This window comes from Leuconostoc inhae, assembly GCF_019656015.1.
GTDB classification, from domain to species: Bacteria; Bacillota; Bacilli; order Lactobacillales; family Lactobacillaceae; genus Leuconostoc; species Leuconostoc inhae_A.
The window spans coordinates 217,514-243,641 of record NZ_BPKW01000004.1 but is presented as its reverse complement, the minus strand read 5'-3'; the positions used below and the strand labels follow the sequence as shown (position 1 = coordinate 243,641).

Here is a 26,128-nt window from a genome sequence, read left to right as displayed (position 1 = left end):
TTGCTTGTGCAACTCTACCCAAACTCTATTTTATACATTATTAGTTGTTTATACAAGCCACAATATTGTTAACTTCGTCTAAACACAACATTTTTATAGCCTAATAAAGTTGATAATTCAGCAATGATAACGGTTTCATCAACCATCCAAAATTTTGAATCAAGGGTTTGTTTTTGTTCCGTATTTTGCCAATATATCACAACTGGGTTATCGCCATGGTGTTTTTTTAGCATTTCAATCACGTCATGCCGATTTTCAACCGTATCGTGTGCCTTATCAAACTGTAAAAACCAAGTTCCGGATGCCGATGGCTCTGTGTCAGGCACATGATGTATCTGATTGGCAATAATTGATAATTTACCATTATAGCTGTCGACTTTTCCAGTAATTTCAATAATTGTGCCTGTTTTTAATAGATCATTCGTTTTAGTTAACACTTGACTAAATACGGTGACACTAATTGTTCCGGTTATATCAGAAACGGTCATGAACGCCATTTCTTCACCTTTTTTGGTACGTGTCTTACGAACACTATCAATAATCACTATACTTTTTATTTTTTGGTCTTTTTTTGTCATGCCGGCAATTTGTTCGAATTTTTGACTGATAATAAGTGATGAGAAGGCATCCAATGGGTGACCTGATAAATTGACGCCTATGACTTCTTTTTCATGTGCTAACTTATCAGTTAACATTAAATCATCACTTTTCTTTATCTTAGTTTCACTTAAAATAAAGTCACCAAATCCAGCTGCTTCAATTAAGTCAGGTAACGCAGTTATTAATTCTAACCGATTATAACCAAACGTATCCAATGCCCCAGCATAAACAAGTTGTATCAAAACATCTTTCTTACGTAACTTATCAGGCAAACGACGAATAAACGATTGAATTGATTTAAAATGACCATTCTCTCGCCGTTCTTCTAATACAGCAGACACAAAATCAGTTCGTACCCCTCTAATATTATTTAAACCCATCTGCAATTTTTGATCATCTGCTGTCCAAAAACGTTGTGATTGGTTGATATTGGGCGGATTAACTTCTATGTGACGTGATTTTGCCTCCATAACGTAATGTCTTATTTTTTCAGGTGACCCAAGATTGGCATTTAATAGTGCCGTAAAAAAAGCAACCGGATAATGTGCTTTCATATAGGCTAATTCAAAAGATAATTTACTATATGCAACAGCATGTGATCGATTAAACCCATAATTTGCAAATTCATCTATATAGGCAAAAATCTGCTCAGCTTGTTCACCATCATGACCCAAGCCAATTGCCCCTTGCACAAATTTTTCGTGCATTGCTGTCATTTTTTCTAGTTTTTTCTTTGACATCGCACTGCGTAAAAGGTCAGCTTCACCTAAGGTGAAGCCTGCAAAAGTTTCTGCAACTAACATGACTTGCTCTTGGTAGACAATAATGCCAAACGTTGGCGCCAAAATTGTTTTAAGACTTGCATCAAGTATCGTAATTTTTTCGCGGCCGTGTCGTCGCTGAATAAACGTTTGAATATTACGACTTGGTCCTGGTCGATAGAGTGCATTAACTGCAACAATGTGTTCAAAAGTTGTTGGTTTTAATTGTCGCAATACATTTTTAATTCCTGAAGATTCAAACTGGAAAACCCCGTTCGTATCACCTTTAGCGTATAAATCCAAAGTTTTTGAATCATCAAGTGGTATGTTACTAATGTTAAAATGATCTGGCAACTGCTTTTTGGCTTCATATAATGTTTGCGCTAAAATAGATAAATTGGATAGACCAAGGACATCAATTTTAAGCAATCCCAGTGCTTCAACTGGATTTTTTTCAAATTGTGTCAATAAGCGATCATCTGAGCCTGATTGGACTGGTAAAGTTTTAACCAATGACTCTAAACTCAACACGACACCAGCCGCATGCGTTGAATAATTACGTGGTAATCCCTCAATATGTTGTGCTACTTTAAGTAATAAATCCCCATTATCAATATCAGATAAAACAGTTCGCAAAACATTAGATTCATTTAAAGTATCTTCAATCGATACTTTACGTCCTTGTTTACCCTGGGGTACAGCGTTACTAATTCGACTCATCATTTGCTGGGACACGCCGAACACACGAGCGGTATCTCTTAACGCCTGCTTAGCTGCCAAAGTGCCAAACGTCAATATTTGCGCAAAATTGCGTTGTCCATATTTATCATGTAAATAGTTTAATATCAAATCTCGTTTGTTATCTGGCCAATCAATATCAATATCTGGCATTTGGATACGTTGTGGGTTCAAAAAACGCTCAAATAATAAGCCGAACTGTATCGGATCAACATCAGTAATTTTTAAAACATACGCCACTAAGGAGCCTGCGGCAGAACCACGCCCAGCACCCATTTGAATATTTTTTTGATGAGCAAAGTTGACAATATCCCAAACAATTAGAAAATAGTCGTTAAATGCTAAATTATCTATGACTTGCAATTCGTGTTGCAATCTCTTCTCATACTGCTCTAAAGCAACTTGCCGTCCGTTAGTACGTTCTAATAAACCTTTTTCTGCAATATCATGCAAATAAGTTTCTGAAGTTTGATTTTCGTTTGGCAACTGAAACTTTGGTAATGTTGCTGTTTGTTTAAAGATAATTTCAACATGACTCTTTGATACTAACAATTCATTGTTCAAGTAGGCAGTTTCTAAGGCGCTATTTGCTGAATAGGCAGCTTGAATCTCATTAAAATCCTGTAATACATGTGTTCCTAACTGTTGTGCGAGGAATTTAATATCATCTAACTTAGTACTTGTCTCGATGGCCTTTAAAACTTGTGTTGTGAACGCATCATCAGGATTGAGATAGTCAACCGTATCTAATGCAATCAACTTGGCTTGATTTTTTTCACTAAACGATACTAATCGTTCTTGAATTTGTGGTGCTAATTTTGGGTTAATGCCTAAATATAATTTTTGGGGGTCAATTTTTGTGCTCAGCTGTTGCCAGTAATCAACTGATTCCGTATATTCAGATGCGATAAACTGTGAAATTTCACTATCATTGGGGAAAATAACGTTGATGCCTGATAAGTGCCCAGTAATAACATCCAATGTCATGTCGCTAACTTTGTTAGTCATCTTGGCTGAAGAAATCCACATCAAATTTTGATAACCTATTTGGTTTTCGGCGATGAGTATTATCGGAAAAACAGTCGCAGTATTGACCAAGCCGTTAACTTGTAAAGTCACGCCAAATAAGGGCTTGATATTATTTTTTTTAGCGATTTCATAAAATTTAACAGCGCCATACATCACATTTATATCGGTTAAAGCAATAGCTTGATAATGACGTTTTTGGGCAGTTTCAATAATTTGTTCAATTGTGTTGGGATTTTTTAATAAGCTATAAGCACTCAAAATCTGTAAAGGTGCGTACATTAGGCCTCCACTACGTCTCCTATGTTAATACGAAATTTTGTTCCCTTTAATTATACACGAAACGCATCAAAAAAGGTTGCGCCTTTTTTTTAAAGAGCGTATGATAGTTCTGTAAAGAGGTGGAAATTATGAAGTTTATTACTGTTGCTGTTTGGTCAGCAATTTTTGGTGAAATTTTAGGATATATTGTTTCTCAACTATCTGAGGGAACTTATTCATTCACAACAGTTGCGATTATTTCCGTTGTTGTTGGTGAAATTGCAATCATTGCAATCCCTGCAATTTCAGGATCAGCTGCATCAAAAAAAATCACCGCCGAAGAATAAAAAAAGATGTGAATCAATAATTCACGTCTTTTTTTATTGCCATGATTGCACGAGATCATTTACTGTTAGCTGACCTGGCGCACTAACCCGTGTCCCATCGAGTACAGCAAATGTCATTTCTGAACCATATTTGTAACCTTCGATTCGTGAGCGTTTACCAAATTCACCCATGCTCATAGTAATCAATGGCTGACTGATGCTAGTCGCAGCATTTTTGGTCACGTCTAGTAAATATTGTGTGTCTTGCTCAGACTGCGACATCACTGCTAATTTAACAATATCTACTGGTTGTTTTGACATATCCAGTATAATATCTAGGCTGTTTTTTGGCGTCATCTTAAACTCATGATATGACAATATAACAGGCACTCCGACTTTATGTGCGGCATCAATAATTTTTTCCCGCAAAAGTTCTTCTAATGAATATTCCACATCAACGGCTGCAAATGGGTAACCAGCAGATAGTGCATTAACCAAAAAAGCTGTGTACTCAACGGCTGACATCTCTCCTTGTCCACCTTGGGAGGTCGTCCGATATGTCAAAATGATTGGAAAACCACCAATACTATTAAATACAGTGCCGATTAATTCTTTGATAATTTGCTGATTCATGGCCGGCCAATTGGCAGTAAATTCTTGCTTCGCATTGTCTATTTCAGCTAACATCTTGGCTTCCGTCATCACTGAGACATCTTTTTGCGCGAGTTCATTTTGTGCGCCTAATTTAACCTGTTGCCACATCACAGCTTGACTAAAATTATCGGCTATATAATCTGCTCGCCATTCGACCACGTCTGGATTTTGTTGCTGCAATTTTTGTGTGAAAGGTCCAAACTTATCATCTGGCCCTAAGGTTAAAGGCACCGTGATAATTGGTTTATCATTGGTGCTTGGCAAATGCAATAATTCTCTAAGTGTCATAATATTTTATAGACGACCCATATCATTTGAGGCTTTAATACTTGCCTGATTTGATATTTCACGTCACTACTTTCTGGAATTTTTTTAAATTGTTCTTCTGAAATAATTGTAAACCGATTTTTATTTTTTATAAAGTCCTGTAATGCGACAATTTTACTTGGTGCAAACACAATTGATGGTCCAGCAGCATTATTCAACGCTATTTTTGTTAAGTATCGTTTCATTAAGCCTTCAGTTGCAGCATGAATCAAAGCAATATTTCGTTGATACTGTGTATTTTCAACAAGATTCATTGTCATTAACGGCAACGAAAATGTTGATTCAATTTCAAGAGTCATCCAATTCAAGTAGTTGAACTCAGCCCAGTCAGTACCGTCCAACAGATTAGACTTGAATGCAACAGGCATCAATATTTTATCACCTATATAATTATGAAAATTCATGATAATTTCTTCAAAGCTCGCGTGCAAAATCAAAGCTTCATCTGTTAAATAATGCTTTGCTGCACGATCTGAATCAGTCCCCGTAGGACCAAGTGTATGTATATTCATAACTCACCCATTCAACTGTTTCAATTCTTTATCAATCGCTGCTTTCATTAAAATTGTCATAATATCATCAATCATATCATCAGTGATGTCCTCATTTGCATAAAAATCACTTTTCAAAGCTACTCGCTGCTGAATCATACGGTTGTTTTGTATTGTTTCTATACTAAATTTTTCTTTGTAGTGCGCAATGCCCTCAACTACTTGAAAACGTTCAGCAATCGTTTGAAAAATTTGGCGATCAAAAGCATCAATTTGTGATCGTAGCTGTAATAGTGCCAATTCATCTTGATTAGCACTAAATAACGCAATAATTTCAGCAGCGATACGTGAGGGCTTTTTACCAACAGTTTCAACAGTGAAATTAGCTACTTGTTGATATTTCGGATCACGCTTTTGCCACAAAGCAAAAAAATCTGCTGTGGATTTTTCTTGTAATAATGGTCGTTGTCCTTCTAAAATTAATCGGCCAATCGTACTTTCCAAGTTACCATGTAAGTAGATAACCGTTGCTGGCGAATGTTGTAACACAGCTAAATTTTCTGGCCGTTCTACGACACCACCACCTGTTGCAACAATGCCCTTGAAGGTTTGCACATTATTTAATACCTCAGTCTCTAATTGACGGAATCCAATTTCACCACGCGTCGCAAAAATTTCAGCGATAGTTTGTCCAGCAACACGTTCAATTTCATCATCAATATCAAGAAATTTAGAATGATGTTGACGAGCTATTTCTTTGCCTACAGTTGTTTTTCCAGCACCCATAAAACCAATAAGCATCAATGTATCTGGTTCTTTAATCATTATTTTCTCACTTTACTTATAAATTTTCTCTTGATTGTCGTGCATCAGAAATTAGTGCTATCAGTTTATCTTCGTCATTATTTTCGATTGCCTGTGAAAATAGGTTTAACTGTTTTATCAGTTGTGCTTGACTGTCTAATACGGCTTGTTTATTACTCAGTAAAACATCTGCCCAAAGTTTAGAATCACTCGCTGCAATACGTGTTGTATCTTTAAATCCGCCAGCAACATACTGACCAAATACTGCTGTAGGCCCTAACTGTGACGTTGCTGCATTCATTAACGCAAAAGCAACAATATGTGGCACATCACTAATCATCGCCATTAACGCATCATGTTTGACAATGTCAATGGTTATAAATTTAGCATGTAATGGCTTTAACATTGTTTGCAATGCGCGACTGTCACTAATAGAACTTGGTACTAAAAAGTACGTCATATGTTCATATAAGCGCTCATTAGCATAGGTCACGCCACTTTGATGTGTGCCAGCCATTGCGTGCCCACCAATGAATGTCATATTCATTGGTGTTAATACTTGTTCAGCAACCGCCAAAATCTCTCGCTTTGTCGATCCTGTATCAGTTATAATAACATTTTCTTTTAACATCATTGTTGCTAATTGATGCATATTTTTTTCAATACTAGTTACTGGTGTGGCTAAAACAATAACATCAGCTTGTGGTGCAACATCACGCAACTGATAACTAGTTGCTGCGACGAGATTATTGGCTATCGCATAACGCAAAGACGCCGCATTAATATCCACCCCGACAACATAATTATCAGGTTGCCTATTTAAAATTTTAGCCAATGATGCACCCATTTCACCAAGTCCCACAATAACTATATTTATCATAATTTTTCTCTCATTGTTGATGCTAAATCAGCCAAAAATCCAGGATATGATACACTCATTGCATCTTCGCCGGTTAAAATAACATTGCCTTCAGCAATTAATGCAGCGATGGCATTCATCATACCAATACGATGGTCCCCATGCGAATCAAGCATGACAGAACCCTGTAATGCGCGCAAGGTTGTGCCACCATGAATAACCATCCCATCTTGCCTTTCTTCAATATTAGCACCGAGTTTTGTCAGTTCAGTGATTACAGTTGCAATACGATCTGTCTCTTTTACCCGTAATTCCGCAGCGCCACTAATCACAGTATCTCCCAGTGCTTGTGTTGCAGCTAATGCCAAAATCGGCAACTCGTCAACGGCACTTGGAATGTCATCTGCCGTAATATTGATACCACGAAGAGACTGCGATTTAACGACAATGTCTGCTAACGCCTCACCGTTTGAAGGCATTGGCTCTTGCTTAATATTAGCACCCATACGTTCGAGTAATTTAATGACACCCACACGCGTTGGATTAACACCAACTTTTTTTAATGTTAACTCAGAATTCGGCGTAATTAATCCTGCAACCATAAAAAATGCGGCACTTGAAATATCTGAAGGCACCAGTACATGCTGCCCACGTAATTGGCGTTGTTGGTGTACAGTAATTATGCCATTATTAGTTGTAATATCGCCGCCAAATTGCCGCAACATACGTTCCGTATGATCCCTTGAAGGCCTTTTTTCAATAACAATAGTTTCACCTTCTGCCTGTATGCCAGCCAATAAAATAGCACTTTTAACTTGAGCCGATGCAACAGGCATATCGTAGGTGATACCCTGCAAGTTATTATTTGCCAGAATAGTGCCCGGTAAAAAATTATCAGCCGCTAAATCAAACTTTGCATTCATTAAAGCTAATGGTCCTGCAACGCGGCGCAACGGCCTCTTACTCAACGATTCATCCCCGAAAAAAGGTAGATCAAAAGGCTGTTTGCTCAACAAGCCCATTAAAAGGCGCGTTGATGTCCCAGAATTTCCCATATTAAGTGAATGATCAGGTTTCGTAAATTTATCCAGACCTTTCCCAATCACTTTTATTTGTGAACCTACTTGACTCATATTAACACCGAGTTCACGAAATACAGTCATTGTGCGCAGCACATCATCTGACATTAAAAAATTGTCAATGCGTGTTTCACCATTTGCAATAGCACCAAACATTAATGCACGGTGTGAAATTGATTTGTCCCCTGGCACGGTAATTTCACCATGCAGACCTGATTTTGGTGCTTTGATAAGTTTGATCATAAGTACTCTGCCTTTTTAAGTATGTACGTAGCCAAGGCTACTTAGTTAGAATGTCCGAATTTCTTCACGGTATGCTGCCACCTGTTCTTTCATACGTTCAATATTATCTGCATCAAATTTATCCAAAATAGCTATCGCAAGTTCAATAGCTACCATAGACTCAGCAATAACCGCTGCTGCTGTCACCGCAGTTGTATCTGAACGTTCAATAGAAGCTTTATGCTCTTTATGTGTGTCAATATCAACCGACTTCATTGGCCTATACAATGTAGGAATTGGCTTCACGACACCACGAACAGTAATTGCTTCACCAGTTGTCATGCCACCTTCGAAACCACCTAAATTATCAGTTCCACGATAAAAACCTTTTTCTGAATCCCAAAAAATTTCGTCCATAATTTGATCACCATATTTTTCAGAATTATCAAATCCACCGCCAAATTGCACCCCTTTGAAAGCGTTGATGCCAACAATTGCACGCGCAATCTTACCATCTAATTTCTCATCAGCTGACACATATGATCCAAGTCCAACAGGCATACCCGTGGCAATAACTTGTACCTGACCGCCGACTGTATTGGCATCACGTTTCGTCTTGTCAATCACTTGACGAATGGCTTCATCAGCTTCAGCTGTTAAAGATCGCGTGGCAAAACCTTCAGTCACCACACGTAGTTCTTGCAAATTTTTATATTGTGTTAAGACATTTAAATCTGACTTTGCAGGCCCCACATTAACAACGAATCCGTGAACATCAACGTTAATTTCTCGTAATAATTTTTTTGCTACTGCGCCTACAGCAACACGCATGGTTGTTTCGCGAGCTGATGAGCGTTCCAACACATTGCGCAAATCATTATGATGTCGATATTTCATGCCACCAACTAGGTCAGCATGTCCAGGACGTGGTCGTAAAACTTTACGTAAGCTATTTTCTGGTGTTGCAGGGTCATTTGGTGCCATAATTTTAGACCAGCTATTATGATCATCATTGTGGACATTTAATGTTATGGGTGATCCTAATGTGGTTTGATGCCGCACACCAGTTAAAAAAGTGACGGTATCTGTTTCAATTTGTTGACGTTCGCCACGACCATAACCATGCTGACGACGTGCGAGTTCTTTATTAACGTCTTCTTGAGTAATGTGTAGTCCTGCTGGCACGCCCTCAATGATCGCAATTTCTTCTGGTCCATGGCTTTCGCCGGCTGTTGTATAGCGCATAATTATTTATTGTATGAGGTGTATAATCGCTGTCTCTCACACATTCCTTTCAGAGTTTTATTTAATAAAGGCTGGCATATCTGCCAATGACTTTTGAATAATAACAGGATGACCAATTTTTTCAAGCACGACAAGATTTAAAACGCCACCACGATTTTTCTTATCATTAATCAAATGATCAAAAAATTGAGAAGTGCCTATTAATTTTGAGCTTGTTGGCAACCCTACTGCTTCTAAACGTGTTTTGAGATCAATAGCCAAAGCATTAGGTGACACACCATCACGAGCCATACGTTCAGTCATCGCTATCATACCAATAGCCACCGCCTCGCCGTGTCGCAATTTCCCATGTGCTAGTAACTCAATTGCATGTCCTATTGTGTGCCCAAAATTAAGGTATTGTCGTTGCCCTGATTCTTTCTCATCCTGCATCACAATTTTTGCTTTGTAGGCAATAGCCAATTCTGACAGTGCCTGTGCATGCACGCGAATATCTTGAATGGATTGTATCGTCCCAGTAAAATCAAAAAAATTTTGACTGTCAAGTGCAGAAGTTTTAACAACTTCCCCATAGCCTTCAACTAAATCACGATCTGTTAATGTATTTAAATATGTGCTATCAACCAAAACTAAATCTGGTTGATAAAAGGTGCCTGCAATATTTTTAATATCCTCTAAATTAACGGCTGTTTTGCCACCAACCGACGAATCAACTTGCGCAGTGAGGGATGTTGCAATTTGAATAAAGCTAATGCCTCGCATATAAAGAGAGGCCACAACACCACCCAAATCACCAATAACACCACCGCCTAAAGCGATTAGGCCATCCCCTCTAGTAAATCCTGCTTTAGCCATTTTGGCAATCAATTCACCAGCCACTGTTAATGATTTAGATTGTTCACCAGCCGGTACCTGCAAGGGTAAAACATCAAATCCTACAGCTTCAAGTTGCTGCTGTGTTGTCCTCAAGTACAGCGGCCCAACATTGCTGTCAGTCAACAAGACGATTTTACGAAGTGACCAAACAGACAAAATTTCTGACCCGATTTGAGTATGCGCTGTGTTATTAATTTTAACGTCATACGCTTTTTGATCAAAAGATACATGTATGGTTGCCATAACTATCCTTTCTAACTAATCATTAATTTTCTGAGTTATCGTGCACAACAATATCATGAATTTTTCTCGCTTTATCAGCAAGTTGAGAAAATGCGTCTGGCGTCAATGCTTGTGCCCCATCTACAAATGCATGTACAGGATCATCATGTATTTCCGTCATAAGTCCTTGACTACCAGCCGCAGTAGCAGCCAACGCCAATGGTGTCACAAATTTTGCGACACCAGCTGCATGTGATGCATCCGCAATAACTGGATAGTGCGTCAAACTCTGTAAAACAGGAATAGCTGAAACATCAATCGTATTTCGCGTGTACTTATTATCATACGTTCGAATACCACGTTCCATGAGTATGATTTGCGTATTACCACCTGCGGCAATATATTCTGCGGCATTTAATAAATCGTCAATCGTTGCAGACATACCACGCTTTAGGACAACTGGCTTGCGCTTTTGTCCTAGCACCTTCAACAAGGCAAAATTTTGCATATTGCGCGTGCCGACCTGAAAAATATCAGTATAGGCGTCAACTAAATCAACATCTCGTGTATCTAAAATTTCAGTAATCATATCCATATCCAATGCATCTGCGGCTGCGCGGTGGGCTTTCAGACCCACTTCACCATTGCCTTGAAAAGAATAAGGTGAAGTTCGTGGTTTAAAGGCGCCACCACGCAAAATTGTTGCACCAGCCGCTTTAACTTGACGTCCCATTTCAAGCACATGCTCTGCACTTTCAATCGAATCAGGTCCTGCCATAAAGATGAAATGGTTACCCCCAATAACTGAATGGTTAGTCTTTATGATTGTATCACTTGGGTGAAAATCTCGAGATGAAACAATCGCTTGATGATGATTTGTGATTATTTCAACAATATCTTGTGATATTTCATTCAAAGTAGTTTCAGACAGTTTTTTTACCCCTGCCAAAGCTACCCGATTGTCCTGTACAAACACTGGTTTAATAGGGTTATTAGTATCTAATTTTTTGGCAATTTCTCGTGCCTTATCGTTGCTTTTTGTAATTAAAATCATTTTATTTTCCTTCTATGGCTTGTGCCATTAACTGCCGATCAGCGGGTTGATTGAACCAAAATTCAAAACTTAATGCTCCCTGACCAACTAACATTGGCAAGCCATTTTGTGTGAGCAATCGATGCTTACTGGCTGCTTTTAATAACCCAGTTTGTTGATTACGATAAACCATATCGACTACCAATGCATGTTGTGGCAGCAAACTGACTTGATAATCTGTTAATAATGTTCTAGCATCGTTCATGCCTACCGTTGTTGCATTAATTAATAGATCCGCTTGCTTTAAGGCATTTGTCAGGGCCTGATTATCAGATAAATCTGCTAATTGTCCAATACCCTGACTAAGATACGCAATAACAGTTTCACGTTGAGACCACCCTGAATGTGGCCGATTAAAAGCCGTCAAATGACGAACGCCGTAATGTTTCGCTTCTGCAATAACAGCTCTTGCTGCACCACCAGTCCCGAGAATCACAACATTTTCATGCGGTTGATTGGGGTTCATACTTTGCCAAAATCCGTCACCATCAGTACTTGTCCCAATCAAACGACCATTAACATTTTTGACCGTATTTACCGCCTGTAATCGGTTTGCTGATGGTGTTAACTCATCTAAATATTGGATAATATCTGTTTTATATGGCGTAGAGACATTAAATCCACCACAATTTAAAAGTTTTAACCCTTTGATAGTCGCCGCTAAATTTTGTGGTTGAACATCAAAATTATGATAATAAGCATCAATATGTCGTTTAAAAATCATTTCATTTTGCATAGCAGGTGATTTTGAATGTCCTGCTGGGTGTGCTATTAAACCGTATATCGCCATTTCATTTCTCCAAATACTGCGTAATTTTTTGAACAATGACACTTGCGTTCAATCCATATTCATCTAAAATCTTTTGAGATGAGGCACTCATGCCAAATCGATCAATGCCAAATATAAGCCCTGTATCACCGGTTAAGACTTGTAAGCCAAGTGTTGTCCCTGCTTCTATTATCACATTTTCTGCAGCTGCTTTGGGAATGATTTGTGTTTGCTCTTTCGGGCTCAAAGACAAAAATCGCTTTAAATCAGGCATTAAAATGACACGACTAGGGACGTTTAATTGTCGGCTAACTGCCAGCGCTAGTTGCACTTCTGATCCAGAAGCAATTAAATTTATAACTGCTTCTGGTTGCGTAGTCAATTCAGCAGCGCCATTTTCGATTGCTAAATTCGCTTGTTGCGTTGTTCCTTGAGCACCAATGTCGCCACGACTCAAAATTAAAACCGTTGGCCGATTAACAGAAGTGAGTGCTTTTTGCCATGCAGCTGCAATTTCTTCAGCGGTTCCAGGACGTAATACATCAATATCTGGAATCAACCTCAAACTCATAATTTGTTCAATTGGTTGGTGAGTCGGCCCATCTTCGCCAACTGTCACACTATCATGTGTAAAGACATAAATGACTGGTAATTTTTGTAAAGCACTTAACCGAATAGCTGCTTTCATATAATCTGAAAATACTAGAAACGTAGATCCAAAAATTTTGGTGCCGCCATGTAATGCAATACCGTTCATAACGGCCCCCATACCAAATTCTCTGACGCCAAAAGCAATGTTTCGTCCTGCACGATTATTTTTGTTAAATAGCGATGATTCAACAATTTCGGCATTAGTTGAAGCAACTAAATCAGCTGACCCTCCCCATAACTGCGGTAACTGTTTTGAAAATGCCTGTATAACAGCTTTCGAAATTTTACGACCAGCTTGGGTTTTAATAGTGTCTGTTAATTTGGGTGTTTCCGTCACTTGATATTGCGTAAATAATTTATAAGCGGCTAATTCATCAGTATTTGGCAGCCGTTGATGAATCAAACGCGTCTGAATACGTTGACGCATATCTTGCAAAACATCGTCATCTATATCAAAATCACTTATTGAAATATTTAAGCTCGCTGCCAATTCATCAAGCTGTTTTTCATTTAACGGCGTCCCGTGCGCTTTACTTGTGCCAGCAAAGGGTCCATAATTACCAATTATCGTTTTAACTGAAATAAACGTTGGTTTTGAATTTTCCTTTGCTTTATCAATCGCATCATGAATTGCAGAAATATGATTACCGTCAGGTACATCAAGAACATCCCAGCCATAACTTTCAAAACGTGCCATATTATCTGAAATATCTGATCTACTCTTATCACCATCAAGGCTAATACTGTTATCATCATGAATAACAATCAATTTCGATAAAACTTGTTTGCTTGCTAATGATGCAGCTTCATGACTGACACCTTCCATGAGATCACCATCCCCAACAAGGACATACGTATAATGATCAACAACATTTGGAAATTGATCATGTAATTTCGCCTCGGCCATAGCCATACCGACAGCCATTCCTAGTCCCTGACCCAAAGGTCCTGTTGTTGCTTCAACCCCAGGTGTTATACCAACTTCTGGATGACCAGGCGTTTTTGAGTGCGGTAATCTGAAATGCGCCAAATCATCAGATGATAGATCAAAGCCAGCGGCATATAACGTAGCATAAAGCAACGCAGCACCATGTCCAGCTGACAATACGAAACGATCTCGATTAAGCATATTTGGATGATCAGGATCGACCACTAACTGATTTGCATATAATTCATATAAAATCGGCGCAGCACCAAGCGCAATACCTGGATGCCCAGATCCAGCCTTTGAAATCATTTGACTAGCAAGTAACCGAATACTATTGATTGCTTTTAACGATTCAGCAGATGACGTTAATTTTTCACTCATAATTTTCTCCTAATAAAAAACCGTACCAGTATATTTCACCTAGTACGGTTTTTTAAAACAGTTATACCCTGTTAAATAAAAAGCCACTAAGTGTTAAAATTCCACTTAGTGACTAAACCCGAAAAGCTTCTGGTCGCTAAGTGCGTCGAAAACCGACGCACTTAGCGACGGTTCTACATAAACCAGAAGTAATAATAACTATTATTTTTGCTTTTCAAAATTTGTTTGTTCATTAATTTATTCTCTTATTCCTATTTAATATTTTAATTATAGCGTCTAAAATTAAAATTGTCAAATTTAAATTAAAAATATTTTTAATTTTCACTCATTTAAAATAACGTTGCACAGTTTTGTACATCAACGCTACAACATAAACACCAATTACGCGATCAAAATAATCAGTCCCTATTTGAACTGAAAATATTGCAACTACTTGGTTTACACCAAAGCCATGCAACATTTGAACAACGATGCTTGACCCTGATGATGTGATACCATGAAACAACCAAATAGTAATCATTGTACTAACAATTGTTGCTGGTACTGAGATAATTAATGCTAACCACCAAATTTTTTTGAAATCGGTTGCTTTAAATTTTTTATAAACAAATCCAGCTACAATACCAGTTGTTACTTGACTTGGCATAAAATAAATTGAAAAAAGATCCCCCGTTGCCCCATTCACAAGTGCTGTCAATATACCAGTGATCATACCGCCAATTGGGCCAAAAAAGGCGCTACCTAAAAGTGTCCCAATCGTATCTAAATAAATTGGCAAACGTGTATATAGTGCTAAGTGCCCACCGACAATGTTAATCACAATAAATATTGCCAAAAGTGCAATTTTTTGTGCTGAAAAATACTTTTTCATGATAATCGCTCCAAACTCGTAGCAATCATATTAAGTTCATTTTCAATTGTGTCCACATCATTTCCTAGTAAACCACCCACAATGTAAGCCATAACACGCTTGGCATCAATGTCTTGCAGAATAGTTGCATTTGCTGGCTTTTTCCAAAAATCAGCAATATCTACAATGCTTTGTCCCAATGCGACACCTGTTGTTACCACGGTGACGTACTTACGAATAATAGTAGCAATTTCTGGATGCAAGACATAAATAACTACCAATGGATCATTGATTACTGCACCTAATACGTGCTCTTGTTGCCAATGGAAATCAAAATAAAATCGCATTATTTTCATGATGAAATCTGTTTTTTCAGGATTTAAATAGGCCATCATTTGTAATATGTTTGGTGTCAAAACAATTTTACGCGTCACATCAAGTGGCACAAGTTCGATTTCAACAGGACTCTGTTTAAAAACATAATCTGCTGCATCAGGATCAACCCAAAAATTATATTCTGCAACAGGTGACGTATTTCCATTTGTCTTATATGCCCCGCCCATAACAATTAAACGAGATACATGATGCCAAATATCAGGATAGTGTTGCAATGATAGTGCAACATTTGTTAGTGGTCCAAGTGCCATAAACCACACATCGTCGTACTGATTCAACAGTGCTTCATAACCTGCTTGTGCGCTTAAAACAGTAGGCCCTTCAACATTGGTTACGTTAGGTATCCCACTCTCGCCCAAGCCATCCATACCATGTGTATCTTGTGCACTAGTATACTCATGCTGTAATGGGGCTTTAGCTCCCAAAAAAACAGGAATATCTAAACGATTAGCCTCCCGTAAAACTTTTAATGCGTTTTGGAAACCAATGTCAGTGGGAACATTGCCTTCAACAATTGAAATACCCACAACATCTAATTCTGGGGAATTAAGCGCCACTAGAATGGCAAGGCTATCATCAATTCCAGGATCAGTATCAATAATTACTTTATGTTTTTGCATCATCTTTCCTACCTTTCAAGGTTACTTGGTTTTTTATCCTGGGCAGTTTTCGAACCAGTCCAATAACAACGTATTGATTTTGATAAATGCTTATTAAGTGTATCAAAAATTTAAGCACAATAAAACCCAATAACCTTTTGAACAGATTTTTATTCTGTCCAAGTTATCGGGTTCAGTTCAAATATTTTAGGTTTTATTGTGATTAACGTGCATGGTATAAAATAGCCAATGCACCAACACCAGTATGAGTTGATATGATAGGTCCGGTCGTCATGACCTCAATTTTAATATCAGGCCAAATTTTATTTAAACGTACTGCCATTTTTTCAGCTACCTCTGGCACACCTGCATGTGAAACGCCAATTGCTAACATGTCAGAGTATTCTTGCATCTTAGCAATAACACCATCATTGAATTTACTAAGCGCCTTCATGCCACGCCCTTTTGTAATAACTTCAACTGATCCTGTCTTGTTGACACCAGCACCAACTTTAATATTAAGCAGATTGCCAATAAGACCAGATGTTTTACTAAGACGCCCACCAGCAACCATATTATCAAGCGATGTGAAACTTAAAAATGTGTGAGAACTCGAACGTATTTTTTCAATCTCAATTAAAATTTCAGACATCGTAGCGCCATCTTGTGCCATTTTAGCTGCAGCTAAAACACAAAAAGCTTGTGCACGATCGGCATTTAACGTATCAAAGGTTGTAATTTTAGCAGCTGTCAGTGCCGCTGCCTGTTCAGCTGCATGTACCGTGCCAGATAAGCCTGAAGATATATGTAAACTCAAAATCTCAGCTTCTGGATTTTTTTCATGAATAGCTTCATAAACAGCTTGAAATTTACCAATTGATGGTTGAGAAGTTTGCGGCAAACTATGGCTTGTCGTCATTTTTTCTAAAAACTCGTCACGTTGAATGGTCACCCCATCTTCATAAACAACACCACTAATTTGGACAGTTAGCGGTATAATTTTGATATCATATTGCTTAATTTCTTCTGGGGTTAAGGCAACCGCCGAATCTGTAACAATTTTAATATTAGACATTTTTTCCTCAATTCTTACGCTTATAACGTTCTACAACAAACGCATATTCATTCTTATCATCCTTTTCATGCGGTTCTTGACTGACTAAATCAAATTGTGTCAAATCGATTTCATCTACAAACGTATCGCCATTAATAACAGCGTCAATGCGCGTTACAACTAAATCAGTCGCATATGGCATAAAAGCACGGTAGACAGATGCACCACCGGCAATAGAGATATCTCTTGACTCATTCTTAATAGACGATAACACATCATCAAAAGAATGTGCAACCAAAACATCATCAAAACTTGTTTGCCATGTCGGTTGTCTAGTTAGCACTAAGCTTGTTCTATTTGGCAAGGGGCGCCCAATGCTTAACCATGTTGTACGCCCCATAATCATTAATGTATCGGTTGTTTCTTCACGAAATAATTTCAAATCAGCGGGTATATGCCAAGGTAATTTACCATTTTTACCAATAGCATGCTGTTGGTCTTCTGCCCACACCATTTTAATTTTTGTCATATGATTTCAGCCCCTTTATATATGTTATTAACACGTCAGGTGTATTTTCAAGTTGTTCAAGCACGACTGACTTTTCAATGATTCTTAATACACGTCCCATTTCAGGCCCAGGTTTGACTAAACCATCCCTTATTAAATCAGCCCCATTAATTGCCAGATCAGCGCTTTTAGAAATTGGTAAGTTTGCAAATATAGTGGTTATCCGTTGCATGGTTTCATCAGACACCTGCATCAAACATAATACTTCAAACAATATTTTGCGATATGCAAAAACTTGATAGAGCTCAAATTTATGGGCAGTTTCAATATGATGCACCAATGGTGCAATAAGTGAAGTCACTTTTATATCTTCACGACTCATTTTCCAAATGCGCATAAATTGAATCATTTTTTTTACATTTAAATTTGAATGAACCAATAAGTGGATCCAAGCCACTTGTGCGGTATTAGCTTGATTGGATTTAAGATCTAATATTATCTGGGATAAGTCCCAGGTGCCAATATCACCCGGTAAATATGCCATCACGCCATCACGAATGCCAATTTGTAGGCTTTCAGATGCTTGTGATCCCATTAATAATTTTTCAAATTCTACTCGAATACGTTCAACAGCAATTTTTTTAAGATTAGGCGCTAACTTAGTAAGTGCTTGTTGCGTATTAACATCAATAGCAAACTCAAGTTGTGCACTAAATCGTAAGGCGCGCATCATACGTAAAGCATCTTCTGTAAATCGTACTTCTGCATCCCCAACAGCTCGTACAATACCATTTTTTAAATCGCTCAACCCATCAAATAAATCCACTATGTTACCAGAATAATTCATGGCTAAGGCATTAATAGTGAAGTCTCGTCTTTTCAAATCTTCTCTGAGATTACGCACAAATGTTACCTTGTCAGGTCTACGAAAATCCGTATAAGTTGATTCAGTTCGAAAGGTTGTTATTTCATAACCCGCACCATGATCTAAAACCATGACTGTCCCATGCTGAATACCAGTATCTATCGTTTTGTTAAACAAAGATTTAACTTCTTCAGGAAAAGCAGAGGTCGCAATATCAACATCATGAATTGGTTTATTTAAAATCATGTCGCGCACTGCCCCGCCAACAAAATAAGCTTCAAATCCAGCATTTTCAAGTGTCTTCAAAATAGGTTGAGCGTCAATAAATTCTTGCGGCAATGTATTAATTTTCATTATTAAAAGTCCTTAATCAAATTATACCAAAAAAAATACAAATAATACGCTTAAACTTGAGGTTCTTTTTAAAACTAACATTCATACAAAATAATTCAAATTAACCGCTATCTCAAATGCAAATAAGTGAACGATTTAGTATTTTAAAAAGCTAAGTCTTCCAATCGTATCTGCATATCTGCATCATTTGGTTCCAAAAATAAGTATTGTTTCATGGCAGAAATTTCCTCATCACGGTTACCTTGTTGGTGATACCATGCTATGTTATCTAACAAAAAAGTGGCATTTTCTTGAAACAAAGGTTCAGCTTGTTGCCAGTATTTTTGTGCCTTATCATCATTACCCATAAATTGGTAAGCACGCGCCAAATACCAATAAAATTGTGGGTCCGAGATATCCTCATCCAAGTATTTTGTTAACAGTTTAATTATTTCATCAAATTTATGCTGACTGATTAATAATTCAGCCAATGCAATAATTGTCATGACATCAGCATCATCAATTTTCAAAGCTTGATGATAGTATTTCTCTGCTGTTGCTTTATCTCCCGTTTTTTCAGCCGCTAAGCCCGCCAAACGATATAGACGCACATTTGTCTCATCTTGTGCTAAGCCCGCCTGATAGGTACGATAAGCGGCATCTAGTTGCTGTGCTTTTTCATAAGCAAGGCCCAATAGTGGATAAACGGATGTATATTTTGGATCAATTTCTAAAATATCATTAAAAATACGAATCGCTTCATCTTCACGATTATTTTCTTGATATAAAATGGCTAATTGAAAACGTGTATCTGTCGTCATTTTATTCAATTTAATTTGTTCTAAATAACCAATGGCATTTTCATAATTGCCTACCTGTGCGTAAGCAACACCAATACGAGCAACAATATCTACACGACTAATTTCGCGTTGCCCTTTGAGTAATAAAGCGCGATAACGTGTGATAGCTTTTTGAAAGGACTGATTAGCATAATCAAATTCAGCCAAAGCAAATTGAATAATATCTTCATTTGGTGCAATTTTTTCAGCTTGTAATAAACTATATTCAGCGGATTCGTTTAACCCTTCGCTTTGATAAATATCAGCTTTTACAAGTAATGAACGTAAATAGGAGTCTGAATCTGGTTTAATTTGAGCTAAATAATTTTGCGCTTCATCAATTTCACCATCTTCGATTGCTATATCTGCTAATGCCGTACGAATTTCATCTTCTTTTGGGTATTTTTCTAATAATTTTTTATAAGCCCTTCGTGACTGATTTAAGAAACCGAGCGCGTATAATTCTTCGGCTAAGCTATATATTAAGTCATCATTATCATGTCGTAACGATTGCGTGAATAGGCGTTGTGCGGTTTCTAATTGTCCACTTGATAAAGCATCTAACATTTGTTGTGCATAATTTGTTTCCATGATTACTCCCTAATAGTGCCCTTTTAACATGCTAATTAACATTAGTGCACGTATTTTAAGTGATGATTCTTTCTAGTCTAACTGTGTTTTTTAATAACACATTATTTTAACATAAAAGAAGCTGTGAATGAACTGAGCGCTATATTGATTTAATTGTGAACCGATGCTAATTTTAAATAAAAAACGCTACCCTTTTTAGGATAACGTTTCAGTTTCACTATAATATGACTTACTTTTTAAGCTTGTCAACGCCATCTTTTACTGCTTCAAAAGCGTCTTCTGCCTTATCTTTTACTACCTCAGTAGCATCAACAACTTTATCTTTCGCTTTACCAAACAAATTCTGTGCTTTACCTTCTGCTTCGCGACTCTTGTCACCGGTAACTTTACCTTCTACTTCTTTTGCCTTACCAGCAATTTTGTCCTTGGCATTATCAAACTTTTCTTCAACTGTCATAATTAGTTCTCCTTGAAATTTTATTTGATGTTACGGGCTAAGCATATCATAATTGAGACTTATTGTATAATGATATGCCTCAATTATGATACTAATTAAAAAAAGTAATTCTTTTTAAGAATTACTTTTCTGTGTTGAAATATGTGTTTAAACGATTCTTTATTTAACAGCTTCTTTCAAAGCCTTACCAGGCTTGAATGCTGGTACTTTTGATGCTGGAATTTCAATTTCTGCACCAGTTTGTGGGTTACGACCCTTACGGGCTGCGCGATCACGAACTTCAAAGTTACCAAAACCAATCAATTGAACTTTTTCGCCATTCTTCAAAGCTGCTTCAATTGAGGCAAATACTGCATCAACTGATGCAGTAGCATCTTTCTTTGTCAAACCAGTTGCTTTTGCAACTGAATCTACTAATTCTTGTTTGTTAGCCATTTTTGCTTCTCCTGGGAGTATTTATTAACCGTCGAGCGGTTTTATTGAAATGTGTCGAAACATTATTTCATGTAACTAGAATACCATAAGAAAGCCTGAATGTGTAGTAATTACGCGGGTTTTCGCTGTTTCGTAATCTTTTTGTTACACAAAAATCATGTTTATGCAAAAAAGTATGCTCACGATAACTATTTTGCTAAAATTACTAATCATTTTCGTGCACGTACAATTAACTTAATCGGTGTCCCTGTAAAGTCAAATGCTTCTCGAATTTTATTTTCCAAGAAACGTTCATACGAAAAGTGCATTAATTCAACATCATTAACAAAAATAACAAACGTTGGCGGTTGAATAGCAACTTGTGTTGCATAATAAACACGTAACCGGCGACCATTATCAGATGGTGTTGGATTAATAGCAATTGCATCCATAATAACATCATTCAAAGTAGAGGATGAAATTCGTTTACGATGATTATTGTCAACATCTTTCACTAATTGTGGTAAGCGATCTAATCGTTGACCCGTTTTTGCAGAAACAAAGGTAATTGGCGCATAATCTAAAAATTTGAATTCAGCACGAATCAAGTTTTCAAACTCTTTCATCGTATGATCATCTTTTTCAACTGCATCCCATTTATTAACAACAATAATCATAGCGCGTCCAGCTTCATGTGCAAAACCAGCTACGTGTTTATCTTGCTCACGAATACCCGCTTCGGCATCAATGACCATCAAAATAACATTACTATTATCAATTGCTTTCAGTGCCCGCATAACAGAATATTTTTCAGTATTCTCATATACTTTACCACGTTTACGCATACCCGCTGTGTCAACCATGATAAACTCATCACCATCAGAGGTTACAAAGCGAGAATCAATCGCATCTCTTGTCGTACCTTCAATGCTAGAAACAATCACACGGTCCTCACCAAGCATTGCGTTAACAATTGATGACTTTCCAACGTTTGGTCGGCCAATAATACTAAATTTAATTGCCCCTTCGTCCTCTTGTTCAGCTGCTTCATCTGGAAAATGTTTAACTACTTCATCCAATAAATCGCCTAAACCAAGGCCATGAGATCCAGAAACTGGGAATGGGTCGCCTAGTCCAAGTGAATAAAAGTCATAAATATCTTGTCGCATTTCAGGATTATCAACTTTATTAATTGCTAACACAACTGGTTTATCAGTTTTATATAACATTTTTGCAACAACTTCATCAGCTGATGTGACACCCTCACGACCAGATGTAATCATAACAATAACATCAGCTTCATCTATTGCCAACTCAACTTGTGCACGAATTTCGGCTAAAAATGGCGCATCTCCAAGTTCAATACCACCGGTATCGATCATTCGAAATTCATAATTCAACCATTCTGCTGGTGCATATAAACGATCACGTGTAACCCCTGGTTGATCTTCAACTATCGCAATACGCTCACCTGCCATACGATTAAATATTGTTGACTTCCCAACGTTTGGTCGTCCCACAATTGCTACTACTGGTGCTGCCATAATGGCACCTCCTTATTTTTTTACCGTGTGCTACCATTAATGCACACTCAAATTTTTTTCAAAAATAAAAGAACTGGAAATCCAGCTCTTTTTTTGGATCATATTACAACTTATCACCGAAAATGTCGCCCAATGTAGCACCTGAGTCATCTCCATGTTGCTTATAAGCAGCAATATCTGCACGTGATGCTGCACCGTCATTTCCACGACGATCTTCACGTTGTGGCTTTTCTTCCAAAGCTTTCATTGATAATGAAATACGTTCTTCTGCTGGTTTAATATCCAACACCTTGACTTGTACCTTATCACCAGATTTCAAAACTTCTGAAGGATTTTCAATACGCTTATTTGAAATTTGTGATACGTGGACAAGTCCTTCAATACCAGGCAAAATTTCAACAAAGGCACCAAAGTCTTTTACGCGCTTAACTGTACCTTCAAGAACTGCACCAGCAGCAATTTGTTCTGCTGCTTCATCCCAAGGTCCACGTTGTGTTGCTTTAATTGACAATGAAATACGGCCCTTTTCAGTATCCAAAGCCAAAATTTTAACATTGACTTTGTCACCCTTTGTCAAAACATCTGCAGGGTTTTTAACACGATCATGTGAGATTTCTGAAACGTGAACCAGACCATCTACACCACCCAAGTCAACAAAGGCACCAAAGTCTGTCAAACGTGCAACAGTTCCTTCGACAACTTCCCCAACTGACAACTTACTGAATATTTCAGCCAACTGTGCAGCACGTTCTTGCGCTGCAACAGCCTTACGTGACAAAATTAAACGTGCATTAGCAGGATCAATTTCGATAACTTGTGCTTTAATATCTTTGTTTCGGAACTGATTCAAATCAGACACAAAGCGTTCTGCAACCATTGATGCAGGAACAAAGCCACGAACACCGTTAACATCAACGATTAAACCACCACGAACAGCGTTGATAACTTTAGCATCAACTGTATCGCCTTCGCCGAAGCTCAAGTTTTCCCATGCCTTGCGCGCATCTAAGCGCTTCTTTGATAACAAATAGGCTACGCCTTCTTTGTCACTTGTCACATTAGAAATAACGACAGCTTCAATACTGTCACCAATTTTCAATTCGTCTGCCAGGTTGATGTTACGATCGTCTGAGTACTCACGTGCTGGCACAACTCCTTCTTCACCGGTAGGCAAACCAACTACTGCTTGGTTATCGTTGTCAATGGCTAGAAGTTCACCTATAACAACATCTCCCACCTTAATTTGATCTGCTGCGCTTTCGAGAGCTGCTAAGAACTCGTTGTTTGTTTCACTCATGACGTCTAACGTCCTCCTACAATTTACACTATGAATATAGTTTACCAGAATAGTCTGCTCTTGTATAGTAAAAAACAGCGTTTTCACGCTGTAAATTATTGATATTGATTATTTTTAATGATTTTAGTAATTTCAGATACAACATCTTCAATTTTTTGACCGGTTGTATCAACCAAAATTGCATCCTTAGCTTGTACTAATGGGCTAATTTTACGATGAGAATCTTTGTAATCTCGCATTTCAATATCTGCCTTTATATCTGCCAAATTTGTCGCCATGCCTTTAGCAATATTTTCTTTATAGCGTCGTTCAGCACGTTCTGCCACGCTAGCAACTAAAAAGATTTTAACTTGGGCATTAGGTAATACTGTGGTACCAATATCGCGCCCATCCATAATGACATTTTGACTATTTGCGATATGTCGTTGTCTTTTGACTAAATCCTCACGAACAGCGCCATACGATGAAACCAATGACACATTGTTAGTGATTTCAGTTGACCGAATATCATCAGTGACTTCTTCATCGTTTAAAAAGACACGTTGCACCAATGGATCAGGTTCAAAGCGGATAGTTATTTTGGGCAACAATGCTATGATTTTTTGCTCTTCTTCATAAGCTAACCCTGCTTTATTGGCTGCTAAAGTTATCGTACGATACATTGCACCAGTGTCAACGTATACATATTTAAAATTTGTTGCCAATATTTTAGCAATTGTTGACTTACCTGCTGATGCTGGTCCATCAATTGCTACTTGAAAATTTTCTGCCATGGTTTCCTCTAGATTATTGAATATTAAGGTCTCTTCCTGAATATTGTGTGTAGTTGCCAACTGTCAACCCTGGGTTTAGCGCAACAACCTGATCTGTCGTCATACCATGGGAAACGGCAAAATTATACAATGTTTGGCTAGCGCCAAGAACTGCTGTCTCTCCTGATGCACTAGAGGCAGTATCTGCACTGCTACTTATGGCCTCACTAGATGACGGCGTCGAACTAACTTCAGAACTTGGTTCAATACTACTTGATACTGCTTCTGAACTTGAAGGCGTTTCAGATTCGCTTTCACTTTCTGAAGAAGTGGTTGATTTCTTTTCAGTGGTCGATGACACTTTACGACTAACAGACGTTTCCGCTTGCTTTTGTGGTTCTTTTCTATTGGCCCAGGAACCATAAACAGGAACACTAGCTAAAATAACGAAAGCTAATATAATTAAACCTATACGCAAACTTTTATGTTCGCCTGTTTTTTTGTCTGATTCACGGGCAAATTTTGGTTCTACTTTTTTATTTTTGTTCTTAGCCGCTCGGCTCATGTTACTCGGATCAAAATCGTTCATTATATAACGACCTCCACTATAGTATATTCATATAAAATTTTACCACAATGACCACTCTAGTGTTTATAATCTTTCATTAAGAAGTGAGTTTATTTTGAAGTGGTTTTAGTATTGATAATACAATTAAGCTCACGCCACCCCAAACAATACCTTGTATCAAATTAAATGGCAACACCATAGCAATAAAATAACGAGTCAGTCCAATGACTTTTGCAATGTTGAAATTCGCAAATTCTGCGTAAAGTGGTACCGCAACAAACCAGTTCATTATAACTGCTGATCCTGTCATAGCTATTGTTGCCAAAAAAATGGCTAATAAGCTTCTGCCAATATTTTTAGAGGTGACATATGGCATCACCCACAACATAATAACAGAAAAAACAACCACAGCAACTAAGTTAACTGGTAGTCCTAAATAAGTATTAATACCTTCATTTGCCAAAATCAATTTTAATAGCGTTCGCAAAACAACTGTCCACATGGCTGCCGAGATATCAATCCAATAGCCAGCAATAATAACTGGGATAATCGAAAAATCTAATTTTAAAAAACTGGCACCAGGCATAATTGGCACTTGTGGAAATAACATTAATCCAAATGATATCGCACTTAATATCGCAATTAACGTTAATCTCTGTGTTCGTGTTGATGTAGCTGTCGACATATTTTAAACCTCAAAAAAACTGCACAATTTGTCAGGGTATCACAAAAAGGCAGTTTTAACTTT

Annotated in this window: 25 protein-coding genes; 1 reads left to right on the top strand and 24 read right to left on the bottom strand. The window is 37.7% G+C overall.

What is annotated here, in order from left to right:
* Positions 1–68: 68 nt before the first annotated feature.
* Positions 69–3,407, bottom strand: a complete 3,339-nt coding sequence (locus tag K5Q14_RS03560) for a DNA polymerase III subunit alpha (RefSeq protein ID WP_220734454.1) — start codon at positions 3,405–3,407, stop codon at positions 69–71.
* A 128-nt stretch (positions 3,408–3,535) separates the two neighbouring features.
* On the opposite strand from K5Q14_RS03560, the gene K5Q14_RS03555 reads away from it, so the two are divergent.
* Positions 3,536–3,733, top strand: coding sequence for a YjzD family protein (locus K5Q14_RS03555; protein WP_220734453.1), 198 nt, complete (start codon positions 3,536–3,538; stop codon positions 3,731–3,733).
* A 33-nt stretch (positions 3,734–3,766) separates the two neighbouring features.
* Here the strand turns inward: K5Q14_RS03555 and K5Q14_RS03550 are convergent, their stop codons facing one another.
* From K5Q14_RS03550 to K5Q14_RS03440, 23 genes are all read right to left on the bottom strand, one after another.
* On the bottom strand, positions 3,767–4,654 hold the full coding sequence (locus K5Q14_RS03550) for a type I 3-dehydroquinate dehydratase (protein WP_220734452.1): 888 nt from the start codon (positions 4,652–4,654) through the stop codon (positions 3,767–3,769).
* Positions 4,651–5,205, bottom strand: a complete 555-nt coding sequence (locus K5Q14_RS03545; RefSeq protein WP_220734451.1) for a hypothetical protein — start codon at positions 5,203–5,205, stop codon at positions 4,651–4,653. Before K5Q14_RS03545 ends, K5Q14_RS03550 begins: the two co-directional genes overlap by 4 nt.
* Positions 5,206–5,208: 3 nt before the next feature.
* Entirely contained in the window at positions 5,209–6,009 is an 801-nt protein-coding gene (locus K5Q14_RS03540) for a shikimate kinase (protein ID WP_220734450.1), read from the bottom strand.
* Positions 6,010–6,025: 16 nt separating this feature from the next.
* Positions 6,026–6,868 (bottom strand): prephenate dehydrogenase, encoded by an 843-nt coding sequence (locus K5Q14_RS03535; protein WP_220734449.1) that lies wholly within the window; start codon positions 6,866–6,868, stop codon positions 6,026–6,028.
* On the bottom strand, positions 6,865–8,169 hold the full coding sequence (gene aroA, locus K5Q14_RS03530; RefSeq protein ID WP_220734448.1) for a 3-phosphoshikimate 1-carboxyvinyltransferase: 1,305 nt from the start codon (positions 8,167–8,169) through the stop codon (positions 6,865–6,867). Before aroA ends, K5Q14_RS03535 begins: the two co-directional genes overlap by 4 nt.
* A gap of 45 nt (positions 8,170–8,214) precedes the next feature.
* Positions 8,215–9,393, bottom strand: coding sequence for a chorismate synthase (gene aroC / locus K5Q14_RS03525; RefSeq protein WP_220734447.1), 1,179 nt, complete (start codon positions 9,391–9,393; stop codon positions 8,215–8,217).
* 57 nt (positions 9,394–9,450) lie between these two features.
* Positions 9,451–10,512, bottom strand: coding sequence for a 3-dehydroquinate synthase (gene aroB / locus K5Q14_RS03520; protein WP_220734446.1), 1,062 nt, complete (start codon positions 10,510–10,512; stop codon positions 9,451–9,453).
* Positions 10,513–10,534: 22 nt separating this feature from the next.
* On the bottom strand, positions 10,535–11,545 hold the full coding sequence (gene aroF / locus K5Q14_RS03515) for a 3-deoxy-7-phosphoheptulonate synthase (protein ID WP_220734445.1): 1,011 nt from the start codon (positions 11,543–11,545) through the stop codon (positions 10,535–10,537).
* 1 nt (position 11,546) lies between these two features.
* Complete coding sequence (locus tag K5Q14_RS03510; RefSeq protein WP_220734444.1) at positions 11,547–12,374, bottom strand: shikimate dehydrogenase family protein; 828 nt, start codon at positions 12,372–12,374, stop codon at positions 11,547–11,549.
* A gap of 1 nt (position 12,375) precedes the next feature.
* Entirely contained in the window at positions 12,376–14,313 is a 1,938-nt protein-coding gene (locus K5Q14_RS03505) for a transketolase family protein (RefSeq protein WP_220734443.1), read from the bottom strand.
* A 325-nt stretch (positions 14,314–14,638) separates the two neighbouring features.
* Positions 14,639–15,184, bottom strand: a complete 546-nt coding sequence (locus K5Q14_RS03500) for an ECF transporter S component (protein WP_220734442.1) — start codon at positions 15,182–15,184, stop codon at positions 14,639–14,641.
* Positions 15,181–16,179, bottom strand: coding sequence for a nucleoside hydrolase (locus tag K5Q14_RS03495; protein WP_220734492.1), 999 nt, complete (start codon positions 16,177–16,179; stop codon positions 15,181–15,183). The genes K5Q14_RS03500 and K5Q14_RS03495 overlap by 4 nt, the downstream gene beginning before the upstream one ends.
* A 202-nt stretch (positions 16,180–16,381) precedes the next feature.
* Positions 16,382–17,233, bottom strand: a complete 852-nt coding sequence (fakB, locus tag K5Q14_RS03490; RefSeq protein ID WP_220734441.1) for a DegV family protein — start codon at positions 17,231–17,233, stop codon at positions 16,382–16,384.
* Positions 17,234–17,240: 7 nt separating this feature from the next.
* Positions 17,241–17,741: a dihydrofolate reductase gene (locus K5Q14_RS03485; RefSeq protein WP_220734440.1), complete on the bottom strand. Its 501-nt coding sequence runs from the start codon at positions 17,739–17,741 to the stop codon at positions 17,241–17,243.
* Positions 17,728–18,939: a CCA tRNA nucleotidyltransferase gene (locus K5Q14_RS03480; RefSeq protein WP_220734439.1), complete on the bottom strand. Its 1,212-nt coding sequence runs from the start codon at positions 18,937–18,939 to the stop codon at positions 17,728–17,730. Before K5Q14_RS03480 ends, K5Q14_RS03485 begins: the two co-directional genes overlap by 14 nt.
* A 143-nt stretch (positions 18,940–19,082) precedes the next feature.
* Positions 19,083–20,348, bottom strand: a complete 1,266-nt coding sequence (locus K5Q14_RS03475; RefSeq protein ID WP_220734438.1) for a tetratricopeptide repeat protein — start codon at positions 20,346–20,348, stop codon at positions 19,083–19,085.
* Between the two features lie 229 nt (positions 20,349–20,577).
* Positions 20,578–20,805, bottom strand: coding sequence for a CsbD family protein (locus K5Q14_RS03470; RefSeq protein ID WP_220734437.1), 228 nt, complete (start codon positions 20,803–20,805; stop codon positions 20,578–20,580).
* 159 nt (positions 20,806–20,964) lie between these two features.
* Positions 20,965–21,240, bottom strand: a complete 276-nt coding sequence (gene hbs, locus K5Q14_RS03465) for a non-specific DNA-binding protein Hbs (protein ID WP_010385704.1) — start codon at positions 21,238–21,240, stop codon at positions 20,965–20,967.
* Positions 21,241–21,449: 209 nt separating this feature from the next.
* Positions 21,450–22,763: a ribosome biogenesis GTPase Der gene (gene der, locus K5Q14_RS03460; RefSeq protein ID WP_220734436.1), complete on the bottom strand. Its 1,314-nt coding sequence runs from the start codon at positions 22,761–22,763 to the stop codon at positions 21,450–21,452.
* Between the two features lie 103 nt (positions 22,764–22,866).
* Complete coding sequence (gene rpsA / locus K5Q14_RS03455; RefSeq protein ID WP_220734435.1) at positions 22,867–24,060, bottom strand: 30S ribosomal protein S1; 1,194 nt, start codon at positions 24,058–24,060, stop codon at positions 22,867–22,869.
* Between the two features lie 95 nt (positions 24,061–24,155).
* Positions 24,156–24,833: a (d)CMP kinase gene (gene cmk / locus K5Q14_RS03450; protein WP_220734434.1), complete on the bottom strand. Its 678-nt coding sequence runs from the start codon at positions 24,831–24,833 to the stop codon at positions 24,156–24,158.
* A 13-nt stretch (positions 24,834–24,846) separates the two neighbouring features.
* Positions 24,847–25,401, bottom strand: a complete 555-nt coding sequence (locus K5Q14_RS03445) for a peptidoglycan-binding protein LysM (RefSeq protein ID WP_220734433.1) — start codon at positions 25,399–25,401, stop codon at positions 24,847–24,849.
* A 76-nt stretch (positions 25,402–25,477) separates the two neighbouring features.
* Complete coding sequence (locus K5Q14_RS03440) at positions 25,478–26,065, bottom strand: ECF transporter S component (RefSeq protein WP_220734432.1); 588 nt, start codon at positions 26,063–26,065, stop codon at positions 25,478–25,480.
* Positions 26,066–26,128 lie beyond the last annotated feature (63 nt).

Coding starts and splice junctions, on each gene's coding strand:
- K5Q14_RS03485 (WP_220734440.1), bottom strand. CDS start 17,741: ATGACAAAAATTAAAATGGTGTGGGCAGAAGACCAACAGCATGCTATT.
- K5Q14_RS03480 (WP_220734439.1), bottom strand. CDS start 18,939: ATGAAAATTAATACATTGCCGCAAGAATTTATTGACGCTCAACCTATT.
- K5Q14_RS03550 (WP_220734452.1), bottom strand. CDS start 4,654: ATGACACTTAGAGAATTATTGCATTTGCCAAGCACCAATGATAAACCA.
- K5Q14_RS03505 (WP_220734443.1), bottom strand. CDS start 14,313: ATGAGTGAAAAATTAACGTCATCTGCTGAATCGTTAAAAGCAATCAAT.
- K5Q14_RS03500 (WP_220734442.1), bottom strand. CDS start 15,184: ATGAAAAAGTATTTTTCAGCACAAAAAATTGCACTTTTGGCAATATTT.
- K5Q14_RS03545 (WP_220734451.1), bottom strand. CDS start 5,205: ATGAATATACATACACTTGGTCCTACGGGGACTGATTCAGATCGTGCA.
- aroA (WP_220734448.1), bottom strand. CDS start 8,169: ATGATCAAACTTATCAAAGCACCAAAATCAGGTCTGCATGGTGAAATT.
- der (WP_220734436.1), bottom strand. CDS start 22,763: ATGGCAGCACCAGTAGTAGCAATTGTGGGACGACCAAACGTTGGGAAG.
- rpsA (WP_220734435.1), bottom strand. CDS start 24,060: ATGAGTGAAACAAACAACGAGTTCTTAGCAGCTCTCGAAAGCGCAGCA.
- K5Q14_RS03540 (WP_220734450.1), bottom strand. CDS start 6,009: ATGATTAAAGAACCAGATACATTGATGCTTATTGGTTTTATGGGTGCT.
- K5Q14_RS03535 (WP_220734449.1), bottom strand. CDS start 6,868: ATGATAAATATAGTTATTGTGGGACTTGGTGAAATGGGTGCATCATTG.
- K5Q14_RS03510 (WP_220734444.1), bottom strand. CDS start 12,374: ATGGCGATATACGGTTTAATAGCACACCCAGCAGGACATTCAAAATCA.
- K5Q14_RS03555 (WP_220734453.1), top strand. CDS start 3,536: ATGAAGTTTATTACTGTTGCTGTTTGGTCAGCAATTTTTGGTGAAATT.
- aroC (WP_220734447.1), bottom strand. CDS start 9,393: ATGCGCTATACAACAGCCGGCGAAAGCCATGGACCAGAAGAAATTGCG.
- K5Q14_RS03560 (WP_220734454.1), bottom strand. CDS start 3,407: ATGTACGCACCTTTACAGATTTTGAGTGCTTATAGCTTATTAAAAAAT.
- K5Q14_RS03445 (WP_220734433.1), bottom strand. CDS start 25,401: ATGAACGATTTTGATCCGAGTAACATGAGCCGAGCGGCTAAGAACAAA.
- K5Q14_RS03495 (WP_220734492.1), bottom strand. CDS start 16,179: ATGCAAAAACATAAAGTAATTATTGATACTGATCCTGGAATTGATGAT.
- aroF (WP_220734445.1), bottom strand. CDS start 11,545: ATGATTTTAATTACAAAAAGCAACGATAAGGCACGAGAAATTGCCAAA.
- K5Q14_RS03470 (WP_220734437.1), bottom strand. CDS start 20,805: ATGACAGTTGAAGAAAAGTTTGATAATGCCAAGGACAAAATTGCTGGT.
- aroB (WP_220734446.1), bottom strand. CDS start 10,512: ATGGCAACCATACATGTATCTTTTGATCAAAAAGCGTATGACGTTAAA.
- cmk (WP_220734434.1), bottom strand. CDS start 24,833: ATGGCAGAAAATTTTCAAGTAGCAATTGATGGACCAGCATCAGCAGGT.
- fakB (WP_220734441.1), bottom strand. CDS start 17,233: ATGTCTAATATTAAAATTGTTACAGATTCGGCGGTTGCCTTAACCCCA.
- hbs (WP_010385704.1), bottom strand. CDS start 21,240: ATGGCTAACAAACAAGAATTAGTAGATTCAGTTGCAAAAGCAACTGGT.
- K5Q14_RS03475 (WP_220734438.1), bottom strand. CDS start 20,348: ATGGAAACAAATTATGCACAACAAATGTTAGATGCTTTATCAAGTGGA.
- K5Q14_RS03440 (WP_220734432.1), bottom strand. CDS start 26,065: ATGTCGACAGCTACATCAACACGAACACAGAGATTAACGTTAATTGCG.